We start from the raw sequence: 26,523 nt of genomic DNA on the forward strand, positions 1-26,523 counted from the left end.
CATGTCCAGCGCCCCGTTCCTGGCCTTCTTCGCCGCCGTCGCGTTCGCGGGCTGGCGGGGAGGCTGGGGGCCGGGGCTGGTGGCGACGGCGCTCTCGCTGGTGACGGTGGACTACTTCTTCCTGTCACCGCTGGGGGACTGGGTCACCCACCCCGGCAACCTCATCGCGCTGGCCTTCTTCCTGGCGCTCTCGCTGTTCGTGACGCTGCTCAACGTGCGCCTGCGCCGCGCCAACGCGGAGCGCGCGGACCTGCTGGAGCGAGAGCGCGCCTCCCGCGCCGCCGCCGAGTACGAACGCGCGCGCCTGCACGAACTGTTCATGCGCGCGCCCGCGCACCTGGTCATCTTCCGCGGGCCCCAACACGTCTTCGAGCTGTCCAACCCCCTCAACTCCGCGATGCTGGGCAACCCGCCACGGCTGTTGGGCCTGCCCGCGCGCGAGGTGGGACCGAAGGAGGAGGCGGAGCGCGTGGCCCGGATCCTCGACCACGTCTACGCGACGGGCGACCCCTTCGAGGGCCGGGAGGTGTCCCTCAAGCTGCCACAGCCGGATGGCACCCTCCGGGAGTTCATCTTCGACGTCACCTACACGCCCACGCACGACACGCACGGGCAGGTGGACGGCATCGCGGGCTTCGGCTTCGACGTGACGGACCTGGTGCGCGCCCGCGCCCGGGCGGAGCGGCTGGCGCGCGAGCTGTCGCACAACGAGGAGCACCTGCGCCTGCTGGCGGGGGCCAGCTCCTTCCTGGCCACGTCACTGGACTACAATGCCACGCTGCGCAACGTGGTGCGCCTGGCGGTCCCCACGCTGGCGGACTGGTGCCTCATCGACAGCGCGCTGGAGGACGGCACCTTCCAGCGCATGGAGGTGGAGCACGCGGCCACGGAGCCGGAGTCGCTCGCGGAACCGCTGCGGTCCCGCACGACGTACGTATCGGGCCTCCCCAAGATGGCCGGCCCCGGGTCGATTCATCACGGGCAGCCCTTCTTCATCGAGAACTTCACCGACGACCTCCTCCCGCGGTTCACGAATGACCCTGAGCGCATCGCGCTGCTCCGGGAGCTGCGCGTCCGCTCGCTGGTGGTGGTGCCGCTGGTGGCCGGGGAGCGTTTGCTGGGGTTGCTCAGCTTCGTCACCACGCACCGCTCCGGCCGGAGCTATACGGCCGCGGACCTGCCCTTCCTCCAGGAGCTGGCCAACCGCGCCGCGCTCTCCATGGAGAACGCGAGGCTGTACCGCGAGGCGCGCGAGGCGGTGCGCCTGCGCGACGAGTTCCTGTCCATCGCGAGCCACGAGCTGAAGACGCCGCTCACGCCGCTCAACCTCAAGCTCCAGGCGCTGCGGCGCGAGATGGAGCGCCACCCGGGTCCGGTGCCGCGCGAGCTGGTGGAGCGCTACCTGGACGTGGGCTCGCGGCAGATGAAGAAGCTGGCGGAGCTGGTGAACGACCTGCTGGACGTGTCGCGCATCGCGGCCGGGCGGCTGTCGCTGGAGTGCGTGCCCATGGACCTGGTGGAGCTGGTGCGCGACGTGGTGGCCGCCTACGAGGGCCCCGCCACGCGCTCCGGCTCCGTGCTCCAGTTGGAGTGCGCGGACGCCATGACGATGGGCGTCTGGGACCGGCCGCGGCTGGAGCAGGTGGTGGTGAACCTGGTGGACAACGCCATCAAGTACGGCCAGGGGCGCCCCATCCAGGTCCGCCTGGAGACGCGCGACGGCAAGGCGGCGCTGACGGTGCGGGACCAGGGCATCGGCATCTCGGAGGAGTCCCTGCCGCGCCTCTTCGGCCGCTTCGAGCGCGCGGTGAGCGACCGGCACTACGGGGGCCTGGGCCTGGGCCTCTACATCACCCGCACGCTGGTGGAGGCCATGGGCGGCACGGTGCGAGTGGAGAGCCGCCTGGGTCAGGGCTCCGTCTTCACGGTGGAGCTGCCCCTGCTGCCCGCATTGTCGCCGGACGCGGGAGCGCCGGCGCCCTGATCAGGAAGCGGCGCGAGCACGCGGCAGCTGCGCGTGGGGTTCCCAAGGGCCGCTGGAGCCCAGGCAGTGGCGGCAGGTGGCGAGCGGCGTGTCCCGCTCCAGGTACGCCAGCAGGCGCGTGAGCAGGTCCGGGTCATCCAGCGGAACGCCATCGTGTTCGACGAGCGCGGGCAGGTGCGGATGCTCCGCGGCGAAGACGGTGGCGACGTGGGGCGGCCGGGTGCAGGTGAAGAAGCGGCCCTGGTGGACCAGGTGGCAGCGCTGCTTGAGCCAGCACGTGTCGAAGACGTCCCGCACCTCCGCGTCGGACGTGAGCGGCGCGTCCGGGGTGATGCGCTGGAAGCGGTCGATGGCCTTCACCGTGAGGTGGACGCCGTGCCGGTCGCAGCGCTCGGTGATTCGGGCGATGGAGCGTTCGGGCAGGGGCGCGGACGTGTAGAACGACAGCGTCATCCGGTCGAGCCGTTCGTACACGGCGTCGGGAGCGCTCTGCGCGAGGAAGCCGTTGGTGGTGACGGACACCTGTTCGGTGAGCCCGGAGGCCCGCACCACGTCCAGCACGGCGGGCAGGTCCGGATGGAGGAAGGGCTCACCGCCGGTGAGCTTGAAGACGTTGGGCTTGAGCACGCGCGCGAGGCGGCGCAGGTCCTCGGCCAGCGCCTGCGGGGACACGGCCCACGCGGGCAGGTGCGGCGACAGCGGGCAGCACTGAGCGCAACGCAGGTTGCAGTGCGTGGTGACGTGCGTCTCCAGGGACCAGGTGAGGACGCGGCTGTCGTGAAGCTCGTAGCGCACGGCGCGGGAGTCTAACCGACACACCCACCGCCCTGGGGGCCCGTATCCCTCCATGAAGTCCCAGGGGTACAGGTGCGCCCATGGCGCCGCCCGAGCAATTCGAGTCCTCGAAGCTCCGCACTCTCGACGTCCTCCTCCGTGAAGGCTTCGACCGGGTCTCCCTGGAGAAGCTCGTGGCCGCGCTCGTCGGAGCGGAGCCGTGGATCATCCGCCCGGTGCCGTTCGAGCCCACCGGCCGAGCGTTCGACCTCCTCCCTCCTGGCAGCGTCGAGCCGGGACAAGCTTGGGAGCTGGCGCGCCGTCTCCAGACAGACCCGAGCGTGGAGGATGCGGATCCAGCATTCGAGGCGGTCTACGCGGAACAAACCGCCGTCACGGACACGGCGCCCACGCTGCTCAAGGCACAGCCGGCGGAGGCTGGCCCCGGGACGCTCAACGAGAACGATTGCGACTGGAGCCCGCGCTTCGTGAAGGCAGGCGAGGCGTGGCAGCTGGCCGGCGGCACGAGCCAGGGCGAGGGCATCCTCATCGGCCATCCGGACAGCGGCTACCTGCCCAGCTCCGAGCTGGGACCGAACTTCACGCCGAGCCTGGGCTGGGACTTCATCGACGATGACCCCACGACGGAGAATCCCGGCGGAGGCCACGGGCTGGGCACCGCGAGCGTCATGGCGAGCCCCTACAACGACCCGAGCGCGGACGGACCGAAGCTGTTCGTGGATGGAGTCGCGCCGAAGGCAGAGGTCATCCCGCTGCGCGTCGCGAAGCCCACGCTCTTCGTCCCCTCGCCCGTGCTGTTCAACGTGGGCGTCGACCGGCTGCGCGACTCCATCGGGTTCGCCATCCAGCGGCGGGTCCATGTCATCAGCATCAGCCTCGGGTGGCTGCCCAACGCGGGGCTGCACCGGATCATCCAGCAGGCGGTGCGCGAGAACATCATCGTCATCGCCGCCGCGGGCAACTACACGGGCCCCATCGTCGTCTGGCCGGGCGCGTATGACGAAGTCGTCACGATGGCCGCGTGCAACGCGAGCGCGCAGCCCTGGGCCTTCTCTGCCTGGGGCAAGGCGGTCGACGCCACCGGTCCGGGCGAGAACGTCTGGGTGGCGCAGCCCGCCGACAAGGTCGGTCAGAGCAGCGGCACCTCGTATGCGACGGCCACCGTCGCGGGAATCGCCGCGCTCTGGTTGGCGCACCATGGCCGGGACACCCTGCTCGCGAAGTACCAGGGAGGACCAGCGCTCGCGCAGGTCTTCCGCCATGTGCTCCGCGCCACCTGTGACAGCTGGCCTCAGAGCCAGCTCGCGTGGGGCGCGGGCCTCGTCAACGCGAAGGCGTGCCTCGAAGCCCCGCTCCCGGACGTGACGGAGCTGGAGTCGTTCACGGCGAGGGCGCTCCGGCAGGAGTCCTCGGACACCGTGGCCGCCACCTTCAGCGGCCTCCCGCAAGCAGACGTCCTGAGAGGCCTCGCGACCACGCTCGGGGTCGACGAACAGAAGGCGGCGCGGCTCGACTCGGAATTCGGGCGTGAGCTGCGGTTCTGGGCGCTCACCTACTCCCCCTTCCGTCGAGCGCTACAGGAAGGCGCAGGCAGGGACCGGCAGGCGCTCAAGACACGGGCCCAGGCCGCCCTGCCACCCTTCTCACCGAGCCTGCGGGCCGCGATCCGCTGAACGCTCACCGGCCTTCACAGAACGCCAGCACCTGGGTGAACGGCCACTCCGCCAGGGTGCCGAAGAGCTTGTGACCGCTGAGCTTCGCCTTGGAGAGCGCGGGGCTGCTCAGGCCACAGAGGAAGCGGGCCGCCTGCCTGGGATGGCCCAGCGCCTCCGGATGCTTCGCCACGAGCGACCGGAACGTGGCCGCGTCCAGCTGTTCGCGCAGGTCCGGCCGTGGGTGCGGCGGCGGCAGCACACGCGCCACGCCCGTGCGGCAGAAGGTGCAGTGACCGCACGGTGCTTCGCGCTGCTCACCGAAGTGGGCCACCAGCGCGTTGCTCTGGCAGCCATCGTGCGTGACGAGCCGGAGCACGTCGCGCACTCGCGACACCTCCTGGACCTCTCGCTTCTGGAAGCGCTCCTGCAACAGGGACACGAGCGCCTTCGGGTCCTCGCGCTCGCGCAGCCGCGTGTAGCGCTGACGCGGTTCGGCCACCTGCACCTCCGCGTAGCCCTGCTCCTGGAAGTAGTCGAGCGCCTTCACCACCCGGTCTCGCGGCTGGTCCAACGCCTTCGCGATTTCGGCGGGGTCGAACGTGTACCAGGTGCGCCCCTTCTTCGCGTGCGCGAACAGTTCCTTCACGAAGCGCGCGCGCTCCCCCTGGAACCTCCCCACGAGCACGTCCACCGAGCCCGCTGGCTGCACCTTGTAGCCCGCGTAGAACGGCGTGCCCTGACGCAGCACTCCCTCCAGCTCCAGGTACGTCAGCGCCGTGCGCAGCACCAGGGGCCGCAGGTCGTGGCGGTTGCCCAGCGCGTACAGGTCCAGGTGCAGCTCCGGCCCCGAGGACAACAACTCCTTCACCAGCGCCGTCAGCGCCTCCGGCAGCGGCGTGTCCCCGAGCGCGAAGTTCTCCAGCGTGGGCACATCGTCCGGGCACGCGAGCAACTCCACGACGGATGATTTGCCATCACGGCCCGCGCGGCCGATCTCCTGACTGTAGCTCTCCAGGCCCTTGGGCAGGTTGTAGTGATACACGGCGCGCACGTCCGCCTTGTCGATGCCCATCCCGAACGCGATGGTCGCCACGACGATGCCCTTCGAGGAGTGGGTCCACGCGTCCTGCACCCGCTCGCGATCCTCGGACTCCAGGCCCGCGTGGTAGGCGCTGGCGGGCAGGCCCTCCGCGCTCAAGAGCGCCGCCACGCGCTCCGCGGTCTTCTGCAGCGTGACGTAGACGATGGTGGTGCCGGGCGGGCGAGACTTGAGCCGCTCCACCAGCAGGGCATCGCGCGCCTCCAGGCCCGTGGGCGTGGTCTCCAGCGTGAGGTTGTTCCGGTAGAAGCCGGTGACGACCGCTTGTGATTCCGGGATGCCGAAGCCCTCGCAGATGTCGTGCACCACCTGCGGCGTGGCCGTGGCGGTGAGCGCCAGGATGCGCTCGGCCCGGAGCGTGCGGGCCGCCTGCGCGAGCTTGAGGTAGTCCGGCCGGAAGTTGTGACCCCACTCGGAGACGCAGTGCGCTTCGTCCACCGCGAAGAGGGAGATGGGGAGCTCGCTCAAGAGCCCCATGAAGCGCTCGTTGTTGAAGCGCTCCGGTGCCACGTAGAGGAGCTTCAGCGTTCCATCGCGCAGGGACTCCGTCACTTCGCGCGACTCCTCCAGCGACAGGGAGGAGTCCAACCGCGCGGCGCGGATGCCCCGCCGCTCCAGCGCGTCGATCTGATCCTTCATCAACGCGATGAGCGGTGACACCACCACCGTGAGCCCTTCGAGCAGCAGCGCGGGGAGCTGGTAGCACAGCGACTTGCCGCCGCCCGTGGGGAACACCGCGAGCGCGGAGCCGTGGGGCTTGAGCAGCTCCGTGAGCACCTCGCGCTGTCCGGGCCGGAAGGACTCCAACCCGAAGCGCTCCCGCAACACGACGTCCACCGCATCCGTCCTCATGTCCCGCCCTTCCGTGTTCGCGCTGTTCAGGAGGGTTATCTCACCCTCCCTGACTTTCCGCTGCCGACTCCCAGCTCCCTATGATGCGGACCGCATGCCGACCCGACCGCCCAAGGTGCCTCCCTCGCGGGGCCTGTCTCCCCGCGCGATGAGCGACCTGCTGTTCCATGCCCGTGTGTCCAACGCGGACCTGCTGCCGGAGGCGGAGCCCATTGGCGTGGCGCTGCCGCGAGTGGTCCGGGAGGCTGCGGCGCGGGATGAGGACGGGCTCGAGGCGCGGCTGCTGGCCGTCTGGTCCGACACCGTGCGGGCGCATGTGGAAGCAGGCACGCACGAGGTGAGCCTGAGCGGCGGGGTGGACAGCGCGGCCCTGTGCGCGATGGCCGCGCGGCATGCACCAGGGAAGGTGCGCGCGTGGACCATGGACGTGCACTTCGCTGATGCGGTGGAGCGGAGCAACGCGCGGCGGATGGCGAAGGTGACGGGCGCGGAGCTGGCGGACGTGCTCATCCCGGACTCCGTGCTCCCGGACCTGTTCGAGCACGCGGTGCTCGCCAACCAGACGGTCATCCTCAACGCCCGGGCCGTGGCGAGCTACGTGTTCTATCTGGAGGCCCGGCGGCAGGGCGCGGGCCCGGTCCTCCTGAGCGGCGCGGGCGCGGACGAAGTGCTCCAGGGCACCCCGGGCGCGCTCGCCTCCGCGAAGGCCCGCGTGGATGAAGACCGGATGCTGGCCCTGCGGGCCCTGAAACTCGAAGCCATGCCGGTTGTGGACAACTTGCGGGCGCCGTTCCGAGCCGGCTCGCGCGATCATGAAGAGTCCCCCGGAGCGGCACGGGGGGCTGTGGACAACTCAGGGAGCCCTCTGGGCGGGGCTCCGCACGGCGATCAGGAATCAAAGCCATCCACGGGGCTTCCGCCCTCTGGAAATGGCGGTTCCGATCAAGCCATGGGACATCGTGGAGACTTCCCACCTGTGGACAACTTGAGGACTGTTTCCGAGCGCCTGAACAGCGATCACGCCTCGCGAGGCCCCCCTGTGGACAACCTGGGGACCGTGCTCGCCTCGCTGCCCGCGCCTTGGGATCTGCCCTCGAAAGAGCCTCTTCCCTCCGAGGAGCTGCGGTACGCGAAGTGGGTGCTGACCGAGCTCATCCTCCCGCCCGAGCTGCGGGGCGCCCGGGCCCATGGGCTCACGGTCCGCACGCCGTACCTGGATGAAGGCTTCGCGCGGGTGGCGCTGGCCCTGCCGGAGTCCGTGCTGCAGAGGGACGGGTTCGGCAAGTGGCTGTTCCGGCACGCGGTGCGGTCCCTGGTGCCGGACGAGGTCCGCCTCGCGCGCAAGACGCCCCGGTATGGGCACACCGCCCTCTCCAGTCCGGTGCGGTCACGCTGGATGGAGCTGTATCGCGCCTGGCTCACTCCCGATCGGCTGTACTCCCTTGAGGTCATCGATGTGCAAGCGATGCTGGGCTTGATGACTCGCTACATCCGCATGTCCCCCGATGACGCGCAGGCCGGACCGATAGATCGGTTGTTGATGCGCCTCATGTCCCTGGCCATGCTCCAGGCCCACACCCAGGCGGCCCCCTGAATGTCCCGAGTCCTCATCGCCACCTCGCCCGAAAAGGGCCACCTCAACCCGATGGTCGGCGTGGCCCAATGGCTGCGCCGCCTGGGGCACACCGTCGGATGGCTGTGCATCCCCGAACCCGCGCCGCAGCTCGAGTCCCTGGGCGTGGAGGTGCTGCGCCTGCCGCACGCCGAAGCCGCGCCGCCGGGCATCGAGACGGGAGGCGAAGCGCTGGCGAAGCTGGTGCTCGATGACGTGGCGCTGGGGAAGTGGATCCGGGGCCTGTTGCTGGACGCGGCCCCCGCGATGCTGGAGCCCGTGCGAGAAGTGGTGCGCGCCTTCCGTCCCGACGTGATGGCGCTGGACGGGATGCAGTACGCGGCGGTGCTCGCGGCGCACACGGAGGGAATCCCGTGGGCAGGCGTGTCCTCCGCGCTGACGCTGCTGGAGCCAAGGCCGGAGATTCCCCTGCTGCGCAACGTGCGGGCGCTGAAGGACGACCGTCAGGCCCTGTTCCGCCGTCACGGCTTCGACGCTCGCTTCCGCACCTGCGAGTGCCTGTCGCCCCGGCTCAACATCATCTTCGCCACCGAGGCCTTCCTGGGCCCGGACGCGGGAGTGCCCCCGGACACGCTGCTGGTGGGTCCGTCCATTCCGCCGGAAGCCCGGGGTGACGAGGTGCCCTTCCCCTGGGAGCGGCTGGGCGAAAAGCCGGTGCTGTACGTGTCCTTCGGCAGTCAGATCTCCTATCAGCCGGAGCTGTTCCGCCTCATCGCGGAGGCCGCGAAGCCCTTCGGCGTGACGCTGGTGTTGTGCGCGGGCGAGCTGGCGGACACGGACTTCCCGAGCACGCTGCCCGGTGACGTGGTGGCGGTGCGCTACACGCCGCAGCGGCAGGTGCTGGAGCGAGCGGCGGCGTTCATCTCCCACGGCGGAGCCAACTCCGTGATGGAGGCGATGACGGCGGGAGTGCCGATGCTGCTGCTGCCGGTGTGCAACGACCAGCCCGTGCAGGCGCACTTCCTGGAGAAGGCTGGAGCAGGGCTCGCGAGGGACCCGAAGACCCTCACGGTGGAGTCGTGCCGCGAAGCCATCGCGCAATTGCTGGCACCGAAGTCGCCGATGCGCGACCGCGTGGAGGAGATCTCCCGTTCCTACCGCGCGCATGATGGGGCGAAGACCGCCGCTGAACGCATCGCCGGGCTCGTGGCATGAGCGCCTCCAGGTGGAGTCCTCGCCGGCATCCCCCTGAAGGAATCACACCGCTGGAGGTGTGGAACCTGCCCGTGTTCGGGCGCGAGCTGTGGGAGCTGCTGGGCTCCCCGTGGGTGGAGGACGACCGGCGTGCGGGAGTTCCCGGAGCCAAACTCGCGGCCCGCGTGATGCTTCCGCTGGCGGAAGCGCTCTCGCTGCTGGTGAAGAAGCACGCGCCGGATGCGGCGTACCTGAGTGGAGGTCTGGCGGAGCTGGACGGCTTTCCTGCCGCGTTGAGGGAGGCCACGGCGTCGCTGCGCCGACCGGTGCACATCGCGCTGTCACCGCGCTTCGCCCCCGTGCGCGCGGGGCTGCGCATGCTGGAAGCCAAGGGTGCGCGAAGTCCGCTCTGCGTGGACGTGGGCCAGACGAGCATCAAGCTCGCGCGTCCAGGAGCCACTCGTGTCGTTGAACGGAACCTCACCAACTTGCCCCCGCTGTTCATCGGTCAGCCGCGTCCCGCGGACGGCCATCACATCCGGGACACGGTGGCGTTCATCTCGGGAGCGCTGCGGACGTTCCTCGCGGAGGACTCGCGCGAGCCTCCGGATGCGCTGTGTCTGGCATTGCCGTGTCCGCTGGATGAGGCCCTGATGCCCGGAGGCTGCACCTACGGCTTCGAGGGCACGGCCTCCCTGGTCCCGGACATCCTCGCCCAGGCGGGCCTGCCGGACACGGGAGGCAATGTGCTCGTTCTCAACGATGCGGAGCTGGCGGCCGAATCCGCGCGGCGGGCTCCGCAGGTGAAGGGACGCCGCGTGCTGTGCCTGTCCCTGGGCTTCGGCCCGGGGGGAGCCCTGCTCGAACGGGGCTGAGCCTGGTAACCTGGTCGTGGACCGTGCCCACGCCCTCCGACAACGACCAGGCCATCCGACTGGCGGCCTTCAATGCCTTGCAGGCGCTGGTGGAGCAGCACGGAGAGGTGTTGCCTTGGCGGCTGATCCACAAAGGCTTCACATTTCGCGGTGAGAAGCACTTCTTCGCCAACAAGTGGCGCGGCATCTTCTGGCCCCGGCAGATGCAAGAGACCGCTCTGTCCATCAAGACGACGAAGCCACGGGGAAACCGTACCGCGCGCTACGACGACAGCGAGGTGGCCTCGGACGACGCCTTCCTGTACCACTTTCAAGGTGAAGACGTCGAAGGACGCGACAACAAGCGCCTGGTTCGGATGCAGAAAGCGGATGTACCGCTCATCTACTTCTACGCCGTCGCACCAGGAGTGTATCGGCCGTTGTGGCCCGTTTACATCTCCAACGTGAATCTTGAGAAGCGCTCCTTCCACGTCATGGTGGATGAACCGGAGAAGGTGAACCGGTTTCAACCCAATACGTTCACCGCGGACGCGAAGTTGCTGTCAATGGAGCGGCGCTACACCACGGTTCAGTCCAAGAAGCGACTGCATCAGGCCGCCTTCCGCCAGCACGTCCTGAAGGCCTACAAATGCCGTTGCGCCGTCTGCGCGTTTCCTCGCAAGGAACTGCTGGACGGCGCACACATCCTTCCGGACCGCGACGAGCGAGGCCACGCGGAAGTCCCCAACGGGCTTGCGCTCTGTCGGCTCCACCACGGCGCCTTCGACACGAACCTGATGGGCTTCCGACCCGACGGCGTCATCGAGCTGGCGCCCAGCCTGCTCGCCACCCGGGACGGCCCCACGCTGGAGCACGCGCTGAAGGGCTTCGTGGGCAAGACGCTCCAACTGCCGCGCGCGAAGGAGCTGCGCCCCAAGAAGCTCTATCTGGAAGAGCGCTACGAGCGCTTCCGCAAGGTGAGCTGAATCACCCTGCCCGAAGCACCAGGGTCCTGACTGGAAGGAGAGGCTCCCTGCCTGAATGGGTAGGTCGCCGTCCTGCCCGGTCCGCCGATGTGGCGCGATTTCGAGCCCTTTAGTTTCAGGCTCGAAAGGAACACGCCATGTCCACCGACACCCTCCAGTCCCTCTCGCAGTCCATCTCCGCCGTCGTCGAACGCATCGCTCCCTCCCTCGTCCGCGTCGAGGCCCGCCGTCGCCGGGGTGCCAGCGGCGTCATCTGGGACGCCGACGGTCACATCCTCACCACCAGCCACGCCGTTGAGCACGAGGGCTCCATCCAGGTGGGCCTCGCGGACGGCCGCTCGGTGTCCGCCGAGCTTGTCGGCCGCGACCCGAGCACCGACCTCGCGCTCCTCAAGGCCGACGCCAGTGGACTCACCGCGCTCGCGCCCGCGCCGCTCGATGACGTGAAGGTGGGCAACATCGTCCTGGCCATCGGCCGGCCGGGACGCACGGCGCGGGCCACGCTGGGCATCGTCAGCGCGTTCGGCGGCGACTGGCGCACGCACGCGGGCGGCCAGGTGGACCGCTACCTGGAGACCGACGCGGACCTGCCTCCGGGCTTCTCCGGCGGCGCGCTGGTGGACGCGCAGGGCCGCTTCCTGGGCATCCCCACGGCGGCCTTCTCCCGCACCGCCGCGGTCGTGATCCCCGGCGGCACGCTGACGCGCGTGGCGAACTCCCTGCGTGAACACGGCGGGATCCGCCGCGGCTACCTGGGCGTGGGCGCCTACCCGGTGCGCCTGCCGCGTGAAATCGAAGGCACGAAGGCGGGCCTCATCCTGCTCTCCGTGGATCCGGACGGGCCCGCGCAGAAGGCCGGGCTGGTGCTGGGCGACGTGCTGGTGAGCCTGGGCGGCCAGACGCTGCACGGCGTGGAGGACCTGCTGGGCTACCTGGGCGACGAGAAGGTGGGCGCGTCCATCCAGGCGAAGGTGTTGCGCGCGGGCGAACTGCGCGAGGTGCCCATCACCGTGGGCAAGCGTTCTTGAAAGGAGCCGGCGATGAAACTGTTGCAGCAACTCTCGGATGACCTGGAAGGACTCGTGGCCGGCGCGGCTCCGGCGGTGGTGGGCGTGGAGCACGCGCGCGGCCACGGCACCGGCCTGTTCCTCACACCGGATGGTTACGTGCTCACCAACCGGCACGTGGTGATGCGCACGCCCAAGCGCCTCACCGTGCAGCTCCACAACGGCGAGGAGCGCCGGGCCACGCTGGTGGGCGGGGATGCACCCACGGACCTCGCGGTGGTGCGTGCGGAAGGCGATGACTTCCCCACGCTGCCGCTCGCGGATCCGGAGACGGTGCGGGTAGGGCAGCTGGTGATGGCCATTGGCAATCCCTTCCGCCTGGAGCAGTCGGTGTCGCTGGGCGTGGTGAGCGCCATCAACCGCAGCATCACGCTGCCCGACGGCGTCATCCTGGAGGGGATGCTCCAGACGGACGCAGCCATCAACCCGGGCAACTCCGGCGGGCCGTTGCTCGACACGCGAGGGCACGTGGTGGGGCTCAACACGTTGGTGCTGCCGTTCGCACAGGGGATTGGTTTCGCGGTGAGCGCCACCACGGCGGCCTGGGTCGCGAGCCTGCTCATCCAGCGCGGCCGAGTGGACCGGAAGTTCCTGGGCATCGCCGCCACGGCGGTGAACCTGGAGCCCGCGCTCGCGAAGGACACCGGCCAGCCGCGAGCCGTGCGCGTGTTGAAGGTGCAGGAGGGCACGCCCGCGGACGATGCCGGTCTTCAGCCGGACGACCTGCTGCTCGGCATCAACAGCCGGCCCGTCAACAGCGTGGACGACCTGCAGCGGCTGATGGCGCTCGCCACCGAGGAAGAGGTGCACCTGGACGTACTGCGCAAGGGCCGCCGCAAGGACGTCTCCGCCCGGGCCCGCCACCGCCGCGAACCGGTGGCGGCCTGAGCCTTCCGGGCTCCGGTTCCACCGGGCAGGTGTCCCGCGTGGAACCGCGCCCCCGTTATGCTGCGCTCCACGATGTCCCCATCGACGGCGCACGACATGGCTTCGGAGGAGCTGGCCGCACGCATCGAGCGCGAGGGCTTCGCCATCCTCCCGCACGGAATCACGCCGGCCACCGCGGATGCCCTGCTCCAGGCCCTGCGTCCCGTGAATGAAGAAGCCGCGACCTCCCAGCGGCGAGGCGGCGTGCGAAACCTGCTGGAGAACGTGCCCGCCGTCCGCGAGCTGGCCCGCTCAAATCCGGTACGCGAAGCCGCTGCATCCGTCCTGGGCCCACACTGCTTCGCGGTGCGAGGCCTGCTGTTCGACAAGACACCGGACGCGAACTGGAAGGTCATCTGGCACCAGGACCTCACCGTCGCCGTGCGCGAGCGCCGCGACGTGCCCGGCTTCGGTCCCTGGTCGGAGAAGGCCGGTGTGCCCTGCGTGCAGCCCCCCACGTCCGTCCTGGAAGGCATGGTCGCGGTGCGCGTCCACCTGGACGACTGCGGAGAGGACAACGGTCCCGTGCGCGTGCTCGTGGGCTCACACCGTGAAGGGCGACTGTCCTCATCGAGCATCCCCGGCTGGCTCGAACGAAGCGCTCCCGTGGACTGCCTCGTGCCCCGCCGCGGCCTGCTGGTGATGCGGCCCCTGCTGCTGCACGCCTCGTCACCGTCACGCGTCCCCGCGCACCGACGGGTCATCCACCTGGAGTTCGCGGCACGGCCCCTGCCCGGCGGGCTCGAATGGCACGCGCGCGTCTGAGGCTCACGGCCACGTCAGCATCAAGCCCACGCCATCCGGCGCGGGCACCAGGCGCGCCGTGAGCTCCCCGTTCAGCTTCGCGTTGAGGAACGTGAGCACGCCATCGAACACCAACAAGAACGCGCCCTGCACGAGCACGCTCTTGCCCCAGCCTCGCAGGCGCTCCGAGTCCTTGCGCATTCCGCGCTCCCACAGGAATCCGCCGAAGGCGATGTAGCCCACGTCCAGGCCCGCGTTGAGGAGCAGCACCTTCTCCATCCGCTGCCCTTCGGACAGGCTGCGCGCCAGGTCCCACGAGGCCGGATCCGCCGTCGCCTGCCCGTGATAGCCGAGCCCCGCGATGACCAGGTTCACCACGTTCCAGGCCGCGTTCGCCTGGAAGAAGGCCCGCGTCTCGCCTTCGCTCGCGAAGTGTCCGGCGACGCCCGTGCCGATGTTCAGCACCGCCCAGCCGAACAGGATGCCCATCGCGGTCTGGTTCACACGCACCGCTTCCGCGTTGTGCTGCGCGAGCCACGCCTTTGCGTCCGGGGCAGGCGTCTCCTGCGCCACCCCTGGCATCGCGAAGAACAACAACACCAGGACGCAGCAGGAACGCACGAGGCGGGCGGAGGCCATGGCGGCACTCTAGGCTCCCAGGCCTCCAGGCCGTGCGCCTCCCGCCCGGCGCGGCCTCAAAACCTGTCCGAATGTCGGACAGGTTTCCGCGGCTCGGCTCCCCGGCGCCCCCGCCCGCCGAGCGACGGCCAACGCTACCGGTCGCCGTCGTCGCTGAGCGGCGGCGCTTCCCTCGCGGGCTCCGTGCCCTCCTGCGCGCCGTAGCCGCCAATGCCCTTCTGGAGGATGCGGTCCTCGCCCACGTCCTCGTCCGTCACGTCGCCCCGTTCGGTGCCCGGGCGCTGGTGCCTGGCTTCACGCTCCAGTTCCTCCGCGCTGTGGGTATCCGTGCGCTCAGGCCCCTTCACCGGCGGCCCCTTGTTGCTGGCCATGGTCGCGTCTCCTGTCTGGATGTCCTGCCCTCCAGGACAAGGTCCGGCGCGTCCCATCCCCCGACAAGGCCACTGCATAAGACACACGGGTCGGCAGGGGCACGGCATGCCGTCATGGAGCGGGGTAGCATCACCAATCGCCTTGCATCCCGGAGCCGCCCCGCCATGACCGACCCGGCCCATCACCCCGAGGACGCTGTCCCCTCCGGCTGTCCCTTCAGCGGCGAGGGAAGGCCTTCCGCCGCTCGCGTGCCCGGCCCCGTCTATCGGAAGCCGTTCTGGCGAGCGCGTCTGCCCGAAGTGAGCCGGGAGATCGCCTCCCTGGATGCACGGCGTGACTGCCAGCGCATCGTGCACCTGCTGACCAACTACGAGTTCCCCTTCGACATCGTGCGGTCCACGGAGATCGCCCTCTTCCACACCTACGGCAGCCGCTCCGTCTCACGCCTCCTGGACCGCACGGGTGAGTTCAACAAGCGAGGCCAGAAGCGCTACGACGACACGCGCATGCTCATCGCGCGGTTCATGGAGTGCGGCTGGGAGGGCGAGGCGGGACACCGTTCGCTGGAGCAGATGAACCACATCCATTCCTTCTTCCGCATCCCGAACGAGGACTTCCTCTTCGTGCTGTGGACGTTCATCGACTTCCCCATCCAGTGGATGCAGGAGTTCGGCTGGCGTCCCTTCACCCAGCACGAGCAGGAGGCCTGGTTCCATTACTGGTGCGAAATCGGCCGCCGCATGGGCCTGAAGGACATCCCCGAGGACAAGCCCGCCTACGACGCCTTCATCCGCGACTACGAAGCGCGCGAGTTCGTCCCCGACGCCGCCAGCCACCGTGTGGCCCAGTCCACGGTGAACATCCTCGCCGGCTGGGTGCCACGCCCGCTGCGTCCGCTGGTGGCCCCCATCAGTCTCAGCCTGGTGCCGCCGCGCCTGCTCCCGGCCATCCAGTTCGAATCCCCACCCGCCTGGGTGGGCGGCCTGGTCCGAGGCGCCCTCAAGCTGCGCAAGCGCATCAAACGCCACGTCTCCCTGGAGCGCTACCCGTCGACACTGGAGACGACGCTCAACCGCACCTACCCCGGCAATGCCTACCGCATCGAAGGCCTGGGCCCGGACTACGCTCACCGCGACGCGGAATGAAACCGGGTGAGCCAGGCACAGAGGGCCGCCACGGATTCAGCCAGCGTCTGACGTGGTCCCCAGAACATCGGGGCGATTGCCTCGAAGGCGGCCTGGATGGCCGCGGTGCCTTCGCCGCCTGGGAGGAAGTGCCGCGCGTCACCAGCAGGAGGCGCATCGATCTGCTTCTGCCGGATCATCTCCTCGGCCAGTGCACGGACGTCCGCGTAGTCAGGCAAAGGAGGTAGCGCATCTTCGGCTGCGATGATGCGTGCCGCGTCCTCGTAGTGGCGCACGAAAGTGGCAGGCTCCAACGGCTCCTTCTGGAGCCGTCGCTGGATGGCATCCACCTTCTCCAACAGCGTGACCAGGGGATGAACACACCGCACGGCCCTGGGGCGGTTGTCCTTGAAGTCCGCGAGCTGCTGCTGGGCCTCAAGCTCTTCGTGGACGAATGACGCCATGTCGCGCCGGACAAAGGGTGTCACCCGCGCATTGCCGACTTCCAGAAGGACGAAGGGACGCAGGATTCCCACCATGCCGCCCAGATGCTGCGCCGGATACAGGATGCGCACGCTGGCGGAGCGCCAGTACCGATCCGCTCCGTCGATATCCAGCTCCGTCCGCGCCCCGGGAACCTGGATGCGCTCGGCCAGCGCCTCGAAGTACGCCCGGCGGGCCTTCGTCGCTCCTGCTCCGGTGCGGCTCCAATCCGTCACCCGGGGAAGCTCGACCGACCCTGCCTCCAGCTTGAGGTCCAGGTCTTCCGAGAACCGCTGGATGAGCGAGAAGCCCTTCGAGAGCGACGTGCCGCCCTTGAACCAGACCTCGAAGCCCGCGTCATGCAGGGCCCACAGCGTATGGGTGACCCAGTAGTCCTTCTCGGTGAGGCCAAGGGAGAGCCGCCGCTTGTCGGCGACGATTCGCAGCAGTTGATCGAATTCGGGGTCTTCGTGGATGAAGGTCATGCAGAGGCAGAGCGGATCGCTTCGTGGATCCACTCACGCGTGCTCTGCCTACCAAACCGGTCAGACATCTCCCCGAGCCGCCGGGCATCGAACGCGCCTCGCTTCAGCGCGCGCGTCAACGCACGCGTCAGCTCCGCGGGCACGACGCCTGCACTCCCGGCGTTCTCGAAGAGATCCACCACGAACCATTCCAGCGTCGGGGGTTGAGGGAAGGCGACCCGCCGCAACTCGAAGGTCCTCCCTCCCAACTCGAAGCGACCCGAGCGCTTCGTGTTGTAGACGAGCGCCGAAGCGAAGACCGCCGTGGATCCCAACCCGAGCGCATTCCATCGGTCAGGCCCGGTGAAGACGAACGGGCTGCCCTCCAGGAACGCCTTCATGATGGCTTCATCGGACGGAGCCACCACGCCGAAACGCCCCCGCTTCGGACAGGCATAGAGCCCATGCGCCAGGGGAATCAGCACGCCCTCGCCCACCAATCGCCGGGCCAGTCGGGGCGCATTCACGCCCCACGTGGCCAGCTCCTTCGTCCGATAGACGCGGCCCGGCTCCAGCTCGGGATGGACGGCGGCAGGCATGATGGTCCGAAATTTCCCGAAGAAAAAAGACAACGTCAACTTCGAAAAAGCCCGCGTCCCCTCGCGGGAACACGGGCCTTCAAACCTCATGACGTCACAGAGGCTCAGCTCTTGTACTTCACGGAGCAGCCGTACGGCTCGGAGGTCGCGGTCGGCACCTGCTTGCCGTTGAGGAGCGCGTCCACCGCCGTCTGCACGTAGTTCACCTTGGTGGCTTCCTTGCCGCGCGGGTCGTTGTCGATGGCGCCCGCGTAGCGGACCACGCCCTCACCGTCGATGACGTACATGTGCGGCGTCGTCTTCGCCGCGTAGCTCTTGCCCACCGCGCCGTCCGTGTCCAGCAACACCGGCTGGCTGAAGCCTTCCTTCTTCTTCCAGTCCGCGGCGCTCTTCGCGTTGTGCGTGGAGGACGAGTCCACCGTCAGCCACACCACCTTCTTCGCGTCGAAGCCCTTCTGCGTGTTCTGCATCGTCTTGGCCTCGTAGTGCCGCTTCACGAACGGGCACTCCGGGTTCGTCCACTCGAGCACCACCACCTTGCCCTTGTACTCGGACAGCGAGTGGGCCTTGCCCGCCTCGTCCTTCAGCGTGAACGCCGGAGCGGGCTTGCCCACCTCCGCGTTGTCAGCAGCGAAGACGGGAGCGGACACGAAAGCCGCGGTGAGAGCGAGTGCCTTGAAGACCTGCTTCATGACGGAACCTCCAATGAGTTGAACGCTGCGCACGAACGAACAACACAAACCCGACTTCACTCCCGGCTCAAGGCCGGGCACACACCACCGAGCCACCCTTCAACGGCGACCCACACTCCGCCGCGCGCTGCACCGCCGTGATGACGCTGTCCGCGGTGAGCAGCTCGTTGAGGACCTCCGGCTTGTCCGGCGCGCCCGGGCTCAACACCAGGTACATGGGCACGCCCGCGCGGCCATGGTCCGCCAGCTTCGTGGTGATGCGCGCGTCCCGCCGCGTCCAGTCCGCCACGAAGAACGCCACGTTGTGCTTCAGGAACGCCTGCCGCACGTCGTCGCGCGACAGCACGGTGCGCTCGTTGAACTTGCACGTGAGGCACCAGTCCGCCGTGAAGTCCACGAACACCGGCTGACCCGCCGCCAGCGCCGCCGTCACCGCCGCCTCATCCCAGGGCTGCGCTCCACCGTGCGACGCCACCGCGCCGCGCGTCTCCAGCGACGCCTGCGCCTCCTCGAAGCGCAGCGCCACCGCGCCCGAGCCCACCAGCACGAGCACCGCCAGCGCCACCGTCACGCCCCGGCGCCCGCCCTCCAGCCCCTGCGACTGGCCGTACAGCCACGTGACCAGGCCCACCGCGATGAGGAACGCGAGCAGCCGCGCCATGCCGTCCACGCCGGCCAGGCCGCCCATCACCCACACCAGCCACACCGTCGTGCCCAACAGCGCGAAGCCCAGGAACTGCTTGCCGCGCTCCATCCACATGCCCGGCTTGGGCAGCCGCTTCATCAGCCCCGGCACCAGCACCAGCACGCAGAAGGGCAGCGCCAATCCCAGCCCCAGCGCCACGAACACCGCCACCACCGTGGCCGGGCCCGCCGCGAAGGCGAAGCCCACCGCCGTGCCCAACAGCGGCGCCGAACACGGCGTCGCCAGCACCACCGCGAGCACGCCTTCTCCCGCGCTGCGCATCAGCCCGTGGCTCTGGTCCACCTTGCCCGCGAGCGCCGTGCCGTCCGCGCCCAGCGTGTAGACGCCGAAGAGGTTGAGCGCGAACGCCACCAGCACCGCGCTCACGGCCGCCACGAACAGCGGCTCCTGGAACTGGAAGCCCCAGCCCACGCTGGCACCACCCGCGCGCACCGCCAGCACCGCGCCCGCGAGCAGCAGCATCGTCGCCAGGATGCCGCCCGCGTACGCCGCCGCGTGCGGCGCCACCTTGCCCTTCTCCTCCTGCACCATCCGCGTGAAGCCGTACACCTTGAGCGCCAGCACCGGGAACACGCACGGCATCAGGTTGAGCAGCGCGCCGCCCAGGAACGCGAACAGGAGCGCGACGCCCAGCCCCAGCGGCGACTCACCCGACGCCACTGGAGCCGCGGCCGAGGGCTTCACCTTGCCCACCGCGTCCTTCACCGACGGGACCTTCAGGGGCGCCGCGCCCGCCACCGTGCCGTCCGCAACGACCGGCGCGAGTGCCGTGTCCACGTCCACCGCCGTGAAGCCCGTGGCCTTCGTGCCCAGGCGAAGCGCGCCCGTGAGCCGGGGCTCTCCCTTGGGCACCACCGACGACGCCTGGCCCTTCAGCGCGAACGTCCCCGGCGCCGTCTTCGTCAGCGCCACGCTGTCCACGCCCAGGATGCGGCCGGGCACGAAGAAGTCACCCTCCACGTCTCCCGCGTAGGGCTTGCCGTCCGCCGCCGTCACGGTGAGCTTGCCGGTGAACGGCTTGCCCGCCGTCAGCGACGTGCCATCCAGCGCCAGCGCCACGCGCGGCGCGCCCTGCGCCCCCACCAGCGAGGGCACCTGGGCCTGCGCGGCGTCGAACTGCGGCGCGAACTCCGGATCCGTCACCGTCTCCGGCCCCACCGGCAGCGTGCGCGTCAGCACCAGCTGCGCGGGGATGCAGTGCACCTTGCACGCGAGCGCGTCCACCGCCGCCGACACGTTCAGCGTACCCGTGGCGTCCTTCGACACGTGCGCGGGCGCGAACAGCAGCACCTCGTCGTGGTAGCCGTGCGTGGTGATGAAGCCGTCCGGCGTGCGGAACGTGCTGGGGAAGGGCCAGCGCAAATCCCCCACCGTGACGCCCGGCACATCCCACGACACCTCCGTGGCCAGGCCGGAGTCGCCCGGGTTCTTCCAGTAGACGTGCCACTCCGGGTCCAGCTTGAGACGCACGCCCACGCGGAAGTCGCCGCCCGCCTTCACCTGCGTGGCGTCCAGGAGCAGCGCACCCTCCAGGCGGGGGTCGCCCTCGTCCGGCGCGGTGCTGCCCACGGCGGTGGGCGGAAGCGCGGCCTGGGCCCACGTCGCCAGCAGCAACGCGCCCACCACGCCCAGCCCACCGAGCCGGCTTCCAGACCTCTTGCTCCACCGATGCGTCATGCGACTCCCGTTAATCCACCTGGAAACGCCGTGCTACCTGGGATGCGTCCCCGCGGGATGCACTCAACCTTCCGGGCAGCCGGGCATTCCGCATGCCCGCACGCCCGGCGTCAGGGACCACCCCGGGCCCCCGCGCCTTCCCCATACGCTCAGGGACTCCGGACGGTTACGACTCGCCGCCGCCCGTCTTCCAGGGCAGGAGCCCCCCGCTGTCCAGGGTCACCGCCTGCGGTGGAGGCGCGCCGCCGTTCGCCACGGCGGGCAGGGCCGCTCGCGGAGGCGGGCCCACATTCACCGCGGCCGGAAGCGCCGGCCCGATGCGGCTCATGGTGATGCGCGACACCTCTGACTGGGCCCGGCGCACTCCCAAGGCGGACGGCTGGGCCGCACGGCGCTCCACCGCCCGGCGCAGGTCCGCCAGCCGGTCCACGTGCCGCTGCGCGGGAACCTCCGCGGAGCCCAGGCGGGCCAGCTTGTAGAGCCCCTTGTCCGCGCCCTCGAGCGCCCGCTCGGCCGCGTCCTGCTGACGGCGGGAGAGTGCCTTCCAGGCGGCGGCCTCGTGAGACACGAGCTCCAGCTCCGCGGACACCGCGCGCACGAAGCGGCCCTCGTCGCTGTCAGGCAACAGGCGCGTCACGGGCACGGACAGCCGCCGGGTGTCGCCGTGCTCCGTGTACGAAGCGGTGACGGTGAGGTTCCAGTCGCCCTTCTCCAGCACGCCCGCGAAGAGGACGCGGCGCGGGAACGCGTGCGACACCGCTCCCAGCGCGGCGCTCATCGCGTCACCCTCCACACGCGACGGGTAGCGGTGACGGCAGCGCAGGTCCGCGAAGCCCGTGGGCAGCACGTACACGCGCGCGTCCGCCACCACCTCGCCGAACAGCTCCGCGCCCAGCGCGCCCACCGCCAGCGGCAGGCCCTCCGCGTCGTCCACGTGCGTGAAGCCCGTGCCGGACGGGCCGGTGAGCGCCTCCAAGATCTCCGGCAGGTAGTGCTTGCCCAGCCCCAGCGCGTGCAGCGCCACGCCGGAGTCGTGCACCCGCTGGCCCAGCACCTTGAACTCGCCCAGCGCGGTGGGTCCCACGGAGGGCTCGCCGTCCGTGAGCATGAGCAGCTGCGGCCGGGCGCCCGGCACCAGCACGCGCCGCACGGCCTCCGCGCCGTTCTCCACGGCCTCGTGCAGCGCGGTGCCCTCGCCGGAGTCCAGGCGAGAGAGCGTCTTCAGGAACGCTGCCTTCGCGCCCGGCTCCATCGCGCGCACGGGCAGCACCTGCTCCGCGTCGGCGTCGAACGTGAGCAGGCCCACGTAGTCCTTGGGCCCCGCCCGCTCCACCAGCGCGCGCGCCGCCTCCACCGCCGCCGCCAGCGGCGCGCCCCGCATGGACGCGCTCCGGTCAATGACCAGGTTCACCGCAACCGGGGCCCGAGGCGTCTCTGCTTCGGCCTCCAGGGTCACCAGCAGCAGCACTTCGCGGCCGCCGTCCGCGTCGCGCTCCACTGCCCACGCCGTCTGCTTCATCCGCACTCCCGCATGGTGGGTGGCCCCATCCCGCTCATTCGACCGACGCGATCGCCGTCGCGACGGCCTCCTGGCCCCGGACGCCCCTGCACGGGCCCGCGTCCGCCCTGAAGTCCTGTCGCTGTTCATGGAGGATGTCGGGTTTCCGGTCGTGAAAGCAACGTGTCCGACCCGACCAACCCCTGCTCTTACGAGCCTCCGCCCGGCACCGGAGATCACCCATCCGGCGCGCCTCGGGACGGCTCGCGTCACCCACGGACACGCGGATTCCGGCGGGTTCGTTCAGCCATTTACAGATTTACTTCCTGGAAGGTCCTACACCGGTCATTCCGGGGACCGCTCCGGAGGGCTCGACCCGACCTTGGACGGGGAGCGTCACGGCATCCAGCGCACTGCATCAGCGCCCGGGAGTGCAAGTCCCGGAACCTGTCCGACGGTCCGACAGGTTCGACAACGAAGGCCCCCGCGCAGGCCACGAGCCGCGGGGGCAGGGCGTCACTCCGCCACGTGCCAGCCGCCCCAGGCCTCTTCGTCCAGGTGGCCCCAGCGCCGCTCGTCCGTGGAGTCCAGCGGAACCGAACGGCCGTTTTCACCCGTCGCGGACAGCTCCAGGTCGTCCAAACCCTCGTCCAGGTACGTGCTCTCGTCGTGGCTCATGTCCGGCTCCTCGGCGCTCCATTCACGGGGTGTACGGCCTTTGACGGCTCGCGTCCCCTTGGACGCCCTGCGTCGGTCACCGGGCCCGCCCCATGCGGGTCCCTTTACAAGCACTTCTTGACCGATTTACGAACATGTTGGGAGCCCGCCCCGATTTTGTAAAGCCCTCGGGACAGCAAAGTTCTGGGACACTCCGCCAGACCACGCCCGGCCGCCTGCCTTCCAGCACGCCAGGCGTGAGGATTTCGCGCACGGCAGGTCTGGGGCGGAGGGTGGGTGGGCACCACCCTGGACGACGGTCTGGAAGCAGTGGAAGGAACGCTGCGGGACATGGCCCCCGCAGAGCGCTTGATTCGCGAATCACCCCTGCTAGGGTTGACAATCACTCCAGAATTGCCGCGTCGCAGCAACCGGCGTTGCCGCCGTGCGGCCCCAGAGGGTCCCGAGGTTCCATGAACCCCATCATCACCGGCCTGCTGCTGGCAGGCGCAGTCTCAATCTTCATCATCACGATGTCCGGCCGCGTGGGCGTGCTGCTCGCGATGAAGAAGGAGAACCGGCTGGACCACATCCCCTACCGCGTGGCGCAGCTGGTGCGCTTCGGGTTGGGCCAGAAGCGCATGGTGGATCCAGAGGAATTCACCCCGGGCCTGTTCCACATCTTCATCTACGCGGCGTTCATGGTGCTGGCGCTGCGCACCATCATGATGTTCGCGATGGGCTTTTCGTCCACCGCGCTGGACGTGCTCACCGACCTGAGCCACCCGGCCTGGGACGCCGCGCCGCCGCTGCTGCTGCTCTACAAGGTGTACCTGCTGACCAAGGACGTGGTCGCGGCGCTGGCGCTCGCGGGCGTGGCGTACTTCGTGTGGACGCGCTGGAAGGTGAAGCCGGACCGCATGTCCCAGTCCTGGGAGGCCTACCTCATCCTGGGCTTCATCGCGGGCCTGATGATCACCGAGTTCATGTTCGGTGGCAGCCACATGGTGGCCGCGCACGCCGCCGCGCAGCAGGTGGCGGTGGGCGCCACGCAGGTGCCGGCGGCGCCGTCCGCGATGGTGTGGTGGGAGCCCGTCACCAGCCTGACGGGCCTGGCGATGATGCCCCTGGGCGTGACGGCGTCGCACGTGCTGGGCGTGGCGGGCTTCTTCATCCACCTGACCATCATCCTGGCGTTCCTGAACTTCCTGCCGCTGGGCAAGCACTTCCACATCATCACGGGCCTGCCCAACGTCTTCTTCCAGCGCACGCACTCCACCGGCAAGCTGCCCACGCCCAACCTGGAGAAGGAGGAGTTCGGCGCCGCCACGGTGAAGGACCTCACCTGGAAGAACGGCCTGGACCTGTACTCCTGTACGGAGTGTGGCCGGTGCCAGACGCACTGTCCCACGTACATCACGGGCAAGCCGCTCACGCACAAGGCCGTGAACCAGGACCTGAAGCACTGGCTCTGGGACAACGAGCGCTGGGTGGAGGAAGGCTACGGCCCCAACGGCGTGAAGGAGCCCCTGCCTGAGATTATCGGCAGCGCGCTGAAGGCGGAGACGGTGTGGGCGTGCACGAGCTGCGGCTGGTGCGAGCAGGCCTGCCCGGTGTTCATCGAGAACGTCCCGCGCCTCATCGACATGCGCCGCTACCAGGTGCAGGTGAAGGCGGAGTTCCCGGCGGAAATCCAGCGCGTGTTCGAGGGCATGGAGCGCCAGGGCAACCCCTGGGGCATCGGCCAGGACCAGCGCGACGAGTGGGCGGCGGACCTGGCGCTGCCCACCTGGGGTGACGGCGGCGAGTACGAGTACCTGTTCTTCGTGGGCTGCGCGGGCAGCTACGACGACAAGCAGAAGAAGGTGAGCCGCGCGCTGGTGAAGATCATGCGCGAGGCGGGCGTGTCCTTCGCGACGCTGTCCAAGCAGGAGATGTGCAACGGCGACTCCGCGCGCCGCATGGGCAACGAGTACCTGTACCAGACGCTGGCCAAGACGAACGTCGAGTCCTGGAACGCGATGGGCGTGAAGGCGGTCATCACGCAGTGCCCGCACTGCTTCAACACCATCAAGAACGAGTACCCGGAGTTCGGCGGCGAGTACCGCGTCATCAACCACACGCAGCTCATCAACGAGTTGCTCAAGGACAAGCGCATCAAGCTGTCCTCGGTGATGAACGCCGGAACGAAGCTGACCTACCACGACCCCTGCTACCTGGGCCGGCACAACGGCGTGTACGACGCGCCCCGTGAAGTGCTCAAGAGCATCCCGGGCCTGGAAGTGGTGGAGATGCAGCGCAGCCAGCGCGAGGGCTTCTGCTGCGGCGCCGGTGGCGGCCGGATGTGGATGGAAGAGCACATCGGCACGCGCATCAACCACAACCGCATCAACGAGGCGGCCCTCACGCTCAAGCACGCGGAGGATCCCAACACGCCCTACCCCGACGCCGCGGACAAGAAGAAGCCGGGCATGGTGGGCGACTACAAGGAGCCGGGCGGCAAGGGCATCGTCGCGGTGGCCTGCCCGTTCTGCTCCACGATGCTCAACGACGCGAAGAACGACACCGGTCGTGAGCAGATCCAAATCAAGGACATCACCGAGCTGGTCGCGGACTCCATGGAGACCACCAACAAGGGCGGCACCGTGAGCCCCAGCCCCGTGGTGAGCGCCAAGCCGGAGTAACGCGGGACCGGCTCCAGATGTGACGAGGGCCCGGTGGCTCCCCACGGTGGGAGCGGCCGGGCCCTTCGCCTTTCCGGGCTGGAAGACTACTTGCGGCCCTTGAAGGGACCCTTGGGCGCGTTGCCCTCCGAGCGCAGCACGCGCTCCAGGCGCTTGGTGGCGCCGGCGTCGCCCAGCTTGCCCGCGACGTAGGCGCCCGCGGAGGCGAGCTTGCGGCGGAAGTCGTCGGGCGCGACCTCGGACGCTCGCGAGGGACGCGCGGGAATCTCGTCGATGCCCTGGTTCTTGAGCAGCGTGCGCGCCATGTCCTTCTCGTCGGCGGTGGCGTGCGGGGACAGGAGCGCGCAGACCCGGAAGTGGCCGTAGGCGGCGGCGGCGACGAACGGTGTCTCGCCCACGGAGTCCGGCAGCGTGGGGTCCGCGCCAGCCTCCAGGAGCGCCTGCACCAGGTCGTCCTGACCCGAGCGCGCGGCCATCATCAGCGGCGTACGGCCCTCGTCGTCGAAGGGGTTGGGGTCCGCGCCCGCGTCGAGCTGGGCGCTCAAGGCGGCGCGGTCACCCGCGGCGACGGCATCGAACAGGGACACGGTGCGTACCTCCGGACAGGACGCGCGGGAGCATGGCGTTTCGGCGAACGCGACGCCAGGGAGGGACCCGCGCGCTGGCTCTACGGCGGGGCGTGGAGGGCATTGCCGTTTCGCGTCGCCGGGTGCCCGCTTAAAAGGCGGGCAGGAGGCACGGCGTGGCTCTCTTCGCGGCGCGGGTCCTGGGTGCGACGTTCGTGGTGCTGGGCGCGTCCATGCTGGTGTTGACCTGGGGGTCGTACCGGCGGGACATGGCCCTCCTGGCGGAGGGGCTGCACGCGGAAGGCACGGTGGTGAAGAAGGAGTTCCTCGCGGCCTCGGATGACAGCGACTACATCCTCGTCTACGCCTTCACGCCCCAGGGCGGTGAGCGCCAGGAGCACCGGCGGAACATCTCCTCGAAGCTGTGGAAGCGGCTGCGCCCCGGGGACCGCATCCAGGTGCAATATGGCCAGAGCGACCCGCGCCGCAGCTTCCCGGAGGGCCATGGGGTGACGTCGCTGGGACTCGCCCTCTTCCTCAGCTTCGTGGAAGTGTGCCTCTTCCTCATTGGAGGGGTGGCCCTGCTGGCGAGGGCCGAGACAGACACGCCCCAGGTTGCCTCCCCCTCCCTC

At 69.6% G+C, this 26,523-nt stretch carries 23 protein-coding genes; 12 read left to right on the top strand and 11 right to left on the bottom strand.

Annotation, left to right across the window (positions count from 1 at the left end):
• Positions 1-1,984: ATP-binding protein (locus tag D7V77_RS24040; RefSeq protein WP_120578635.1), on the top strand; the 1,984-nt coding region annotated here is incomplete at its 5' end.
• Here the strand turns inward: D7V77_RS24040 and D7V77_RS24045 are convergent.
• Positions 1,985-2,779 carry a radical SAM protein gene (locus D7V77_RS24045; RefSeq protein ID WP_120578636.1) on the bottom strand — a complete coding sequence of 265 codons (795 nt, stop codon included), beginning with the start codon at positions 2,777-2,779 and terminating at the stop codon, positions 1,985-1,987. It lies immediately after the preceding gene.
• Positions 2,780-2,859: 80 nt separating this feature from the next.
• Here D7V77_RS24045 and D7V77_RS24050 point away from each other — a divergent pair, with 80 nt between their 5' ends.
• Positions 2,860-4,452 carry a S8 family serine peptidase gene (locus D7V77_RS24050; protein ID WP_120578637.1) on the top strand — a complete coding sequence of 531 codons (1,593 nt, stop codon included), beginning with the start codon at positions 2,860-2,862 and terminating at the stop codon, positions 4,450-4,452.
• Between the two features lie 4 nt (positions 4,453-4,456).
• On the opposite strand, the gene D7V77_RS24055 is transcribed toward D7V77_RS24050, so the two are convergent.
• Entirely contained in the window at positions 4,457-6,385 is a 1,929-nt protein-coding gene (locus tag D7V77_RS24055; protein WP_120578638.1) for an ATP-dependent DNA helicase RecQ, read from the bottom strand.
• Positions 6,386-6,479: 94 nt separating this feature from the next.
• Between D7V77_RS24055 and D7V77_RS24060 the strand changes: the two genes are divergently transcribed.
• From D7V77_RS24060 to D7V77_RS24090, 7 genes are all read left to right on the top strand, one after another.
• Positions 6,480-7,979 (top strand): asparagine synthase C-terminal domain-containing protein, encoded by a 1,500-nt coding sequence (locus tag D7V77_RS24060; protein WP_158624482.1) that lies wholly within the window; start codon positions 6,480-6,482, stop codon positions 7,977-7,979.
• Positions 7,980-9,173, top strand: a complete 1,194-nt coding sequence (locus D7V77_RS24065) for a glycosyltransferase (protein WP_120578640.1) — start codon at positions 7,980-7,982, stop codon at positions 9,171-9,173.
• Complete coding sequence (locus tag D7V77_RS24070) at positions 9,170-10,027, top strand: ROK family protein (RefSeq protein ID WP_120578641.1); 858 nt, start codon at positions 9,170-9,172, stop codon at positions 10,025-10,027. The genes D7V77_RS24065 and D7V77_RS24070 overlap by 4 nt, the downstream gene beginning before the upstream one ends.
• A gap of 23 nt (positions 10,028-10,050) precedes the next feature.
• On the top strand, positions 10,051-10,992 hold the full coding sequence (locus D7V77_RS24075; RefSeq protein ID WP_233597197.1) for an HNH endonuclease: 942 nt from the start codon (positions 10,051-10,053) through the stop codon (positions 10,990-10,992).
• A gap of 137 nt (positions 10,993-11,129) precedes the next feature.
• Positions 11,130-12,020 carry a S1C family serine protease gene (locus D7V77_RS24080; RefSeq protein ID WP_120578643.1) on the top strand — a complete coding sequence of 297 codons (891 nt, stop codon included), beginning with the start codon at positions 11,130-11,132 and terminating at the stop codon, positions 12,018-12,020.
• Between the two features lie 12 nt (positions 12,021-12,032).
• Entirely contained in the window at positions 12,033-12,947 is a 915-nt protein-coding gene (locus D7V77_RS24085) for a S1C family serine protease (protein WP_120578644.1), read from the top strand.
• Between the two features lie 72 nt (positions 12,948-13,019).
• Complete coding sequence (locus D7V77_RS24090) at positions 13,020-13,751, top strand: phytanoyl-CoA dioxygenase family protein (protein ID WP_233597198.1); 732 nt, start codon at positions 13,020-13,022, stop codon at positions 13,749-13,751.
• Between the two features lie 3 nt (positions 13,752-13,754).
• On the opposite strand, the gene D7V77_RS24095 is transcribed toward D7V77_RS24090, so the two are convergent.
• Entirely contained in the window at positions 13,755-14,369 is a 615-nt protein-coding gene (locus D7V77_RS24095; protein WP_120578645.1) for a hypothetical protein, read from the bottom strand.
• Between the two features lie 134 nt (positions 14,370-14,503).
• A complete protein-coding gene (locus D7V77_RS24100; protein ID WP_120578646.1) occupies positions 14,504-14,740 on the bottom strand; it encodes a hypothetical protein in 237 nt (78 codons plus the stop codon).
• A 165-nt stretch (positions 14,741-14,905) separates the two neighbouring features.
• Between D7V77_RS24100 and D7V77_RS24105 the strand changes: the two genes are divergently transcribed.
• Positions 14,906-15,886: an oxygenase MpaB family protein gene (locus tag D7V77_RS24105; RefSeq protein WP_158624483.1), complete on the top strand. Its 981-nt coding sequence runs from the start codon at positions 14,906-14,908 to the stop codon at positions 15,884-15,886.
• Here D7V77_RS24105 and D7V77_RS24110 read toward each other — a convergent pair.
• The 6 genes from D7V77_RS24110 to D7V77_RS43830 all read right to left on the bottom strand — a co-directional run bounded on the left by D7V77_RS24110 (position 15,868) and on the right by D7V77_RS43830 (position 22,662).
• Positions 15,868-16,833 carry a nucleotidyl transferase AbiEii/AbiGii toxin family protein gene (locus D7V77_RS24110; protein WP_120578648.1) on the bottom strand — a complete coding sequence of 322 codons (966 nt, stop codon included), beginning with the start codon at positions 16,831-16,833 and terminating at the stop codon, positions 15,868-15,870. The two genes, D7V77_RS24105 and D7V77_RS24110, sit on opposite strands and share 19 nt — an antisense overlap.
• Positions 16,830-17,411 (bottom strand): hypothetical protein, encoded by a 582-nt coding sequence (locus tag D7V77_RS24115; RefSeq protein ID WP_120578649.1) that lies wholly within the window; start codon positions 17,409-17,411, stop codon positions 16,830-16,832. Before D7V77_RS24115 ends, D7V77_RS24110 begins: the two co-directional genes overlap by 4 nt.
• 104 nt (positions 17,412-17,515) lie before the next feature.
• Positions 17,516-18,103: a redoxin domain-containing protein gene (locus tag D7V77_RS24120; RefSeq protein WP_120578650.1), complete on the bottom strand. Its 588-nt coding sequence runs from the start codon at positions 18,101-18,103 to the stop codon at positions 17,516-17,518.
• Positions 18,104-18,170: 67 nt separating this feature from the next.
• Positions 18,171-20,486 (bottom strand): protein-disulfide reductase DsbD, encoded by a 2,316-nt coding sequence (locus D7V77_RS24125; protein ID WP_120578651.1) that lies wholly within the window; start codon positions 20,484-20,486, stop codon positions 18,171-18,173.
• 166 nt (positions 20,487-20,652) lie between these two features.
• Complete coding sequence (locus D7V77_RS24130; protein WP_120578652.1) at positions 20,653-22,005, bottom strand: VWA domain-containing protein; 1,353 nt, start codon at positions 22,003-22,005, stop codon at positions 20,653-20,655.
• Between the two features lie 495 nt (positions 22,006-22,500).
• A complete protein-coding gene (locus D7V77_RS43830; RefSeq protein ID WP_158620735.1) occupies positions 22,501-22,662 on the bottom strand; it encodes a hypothetical protein in 162 nt (53 codons plus the stop codon).
• A 452-nt stretch (positions 22,663-23,114) separates the two neighbouring features.
• Here D7V77_RS43830 and D7V77_RS24135 point away from each other — a divergent pair, with 452 nt between their 5' ends.
• On the top strand, positions 23,115-25,325 hold the full coding sequence (locus D7V77_RS24135; RefSeq protein ID WP_120578653.1) for a (Fe-S)-binding protein: 2,211 nt from the start codon (positions 23,115-23,117) through the stop codon (positions 25,323-25,325).
• A gap of 86 nt (positions 25,326-25,411) precedes the next feature.
• Here D7V77_RS24135 and D7V77_RS24140 read toward each other — a convergent pair whose 3' ends face one another.
• Entirely contained in the window at positions 25,412-25,912 is a 501-nt protein-coding gene (locus tag D7V77_RS24140) for an ankyrin repeat domain-containing protein (protein WP_120578654.1), read from the bottom strand.
• Between the two features lie 155 nt (positions 25,913-26,067).
• On the opposite strand from D7V77_RS24140, the gene D7V77_RS24145 reads away from it, so the two are divergent.
• Positions 26,068-26,523 (top strand): DUF3592 domain-containing protein (locus tag D7V77_RS24145; protein ID WP_147452142.1); only part of this gene is annotated, 456 nt, incomplete at its 3' end.

It is taken from the genome of Corallococcus sp. CA041A, assembly GCF_003612075.1.
In the GTDB taxonomy this organism is placed as follows: domain Bacteria; phylum Myxococcota; class Myxococcia; order Myxococcales; family Myxococcaceae; genus Corallococcus; species Corallococcus exiguus.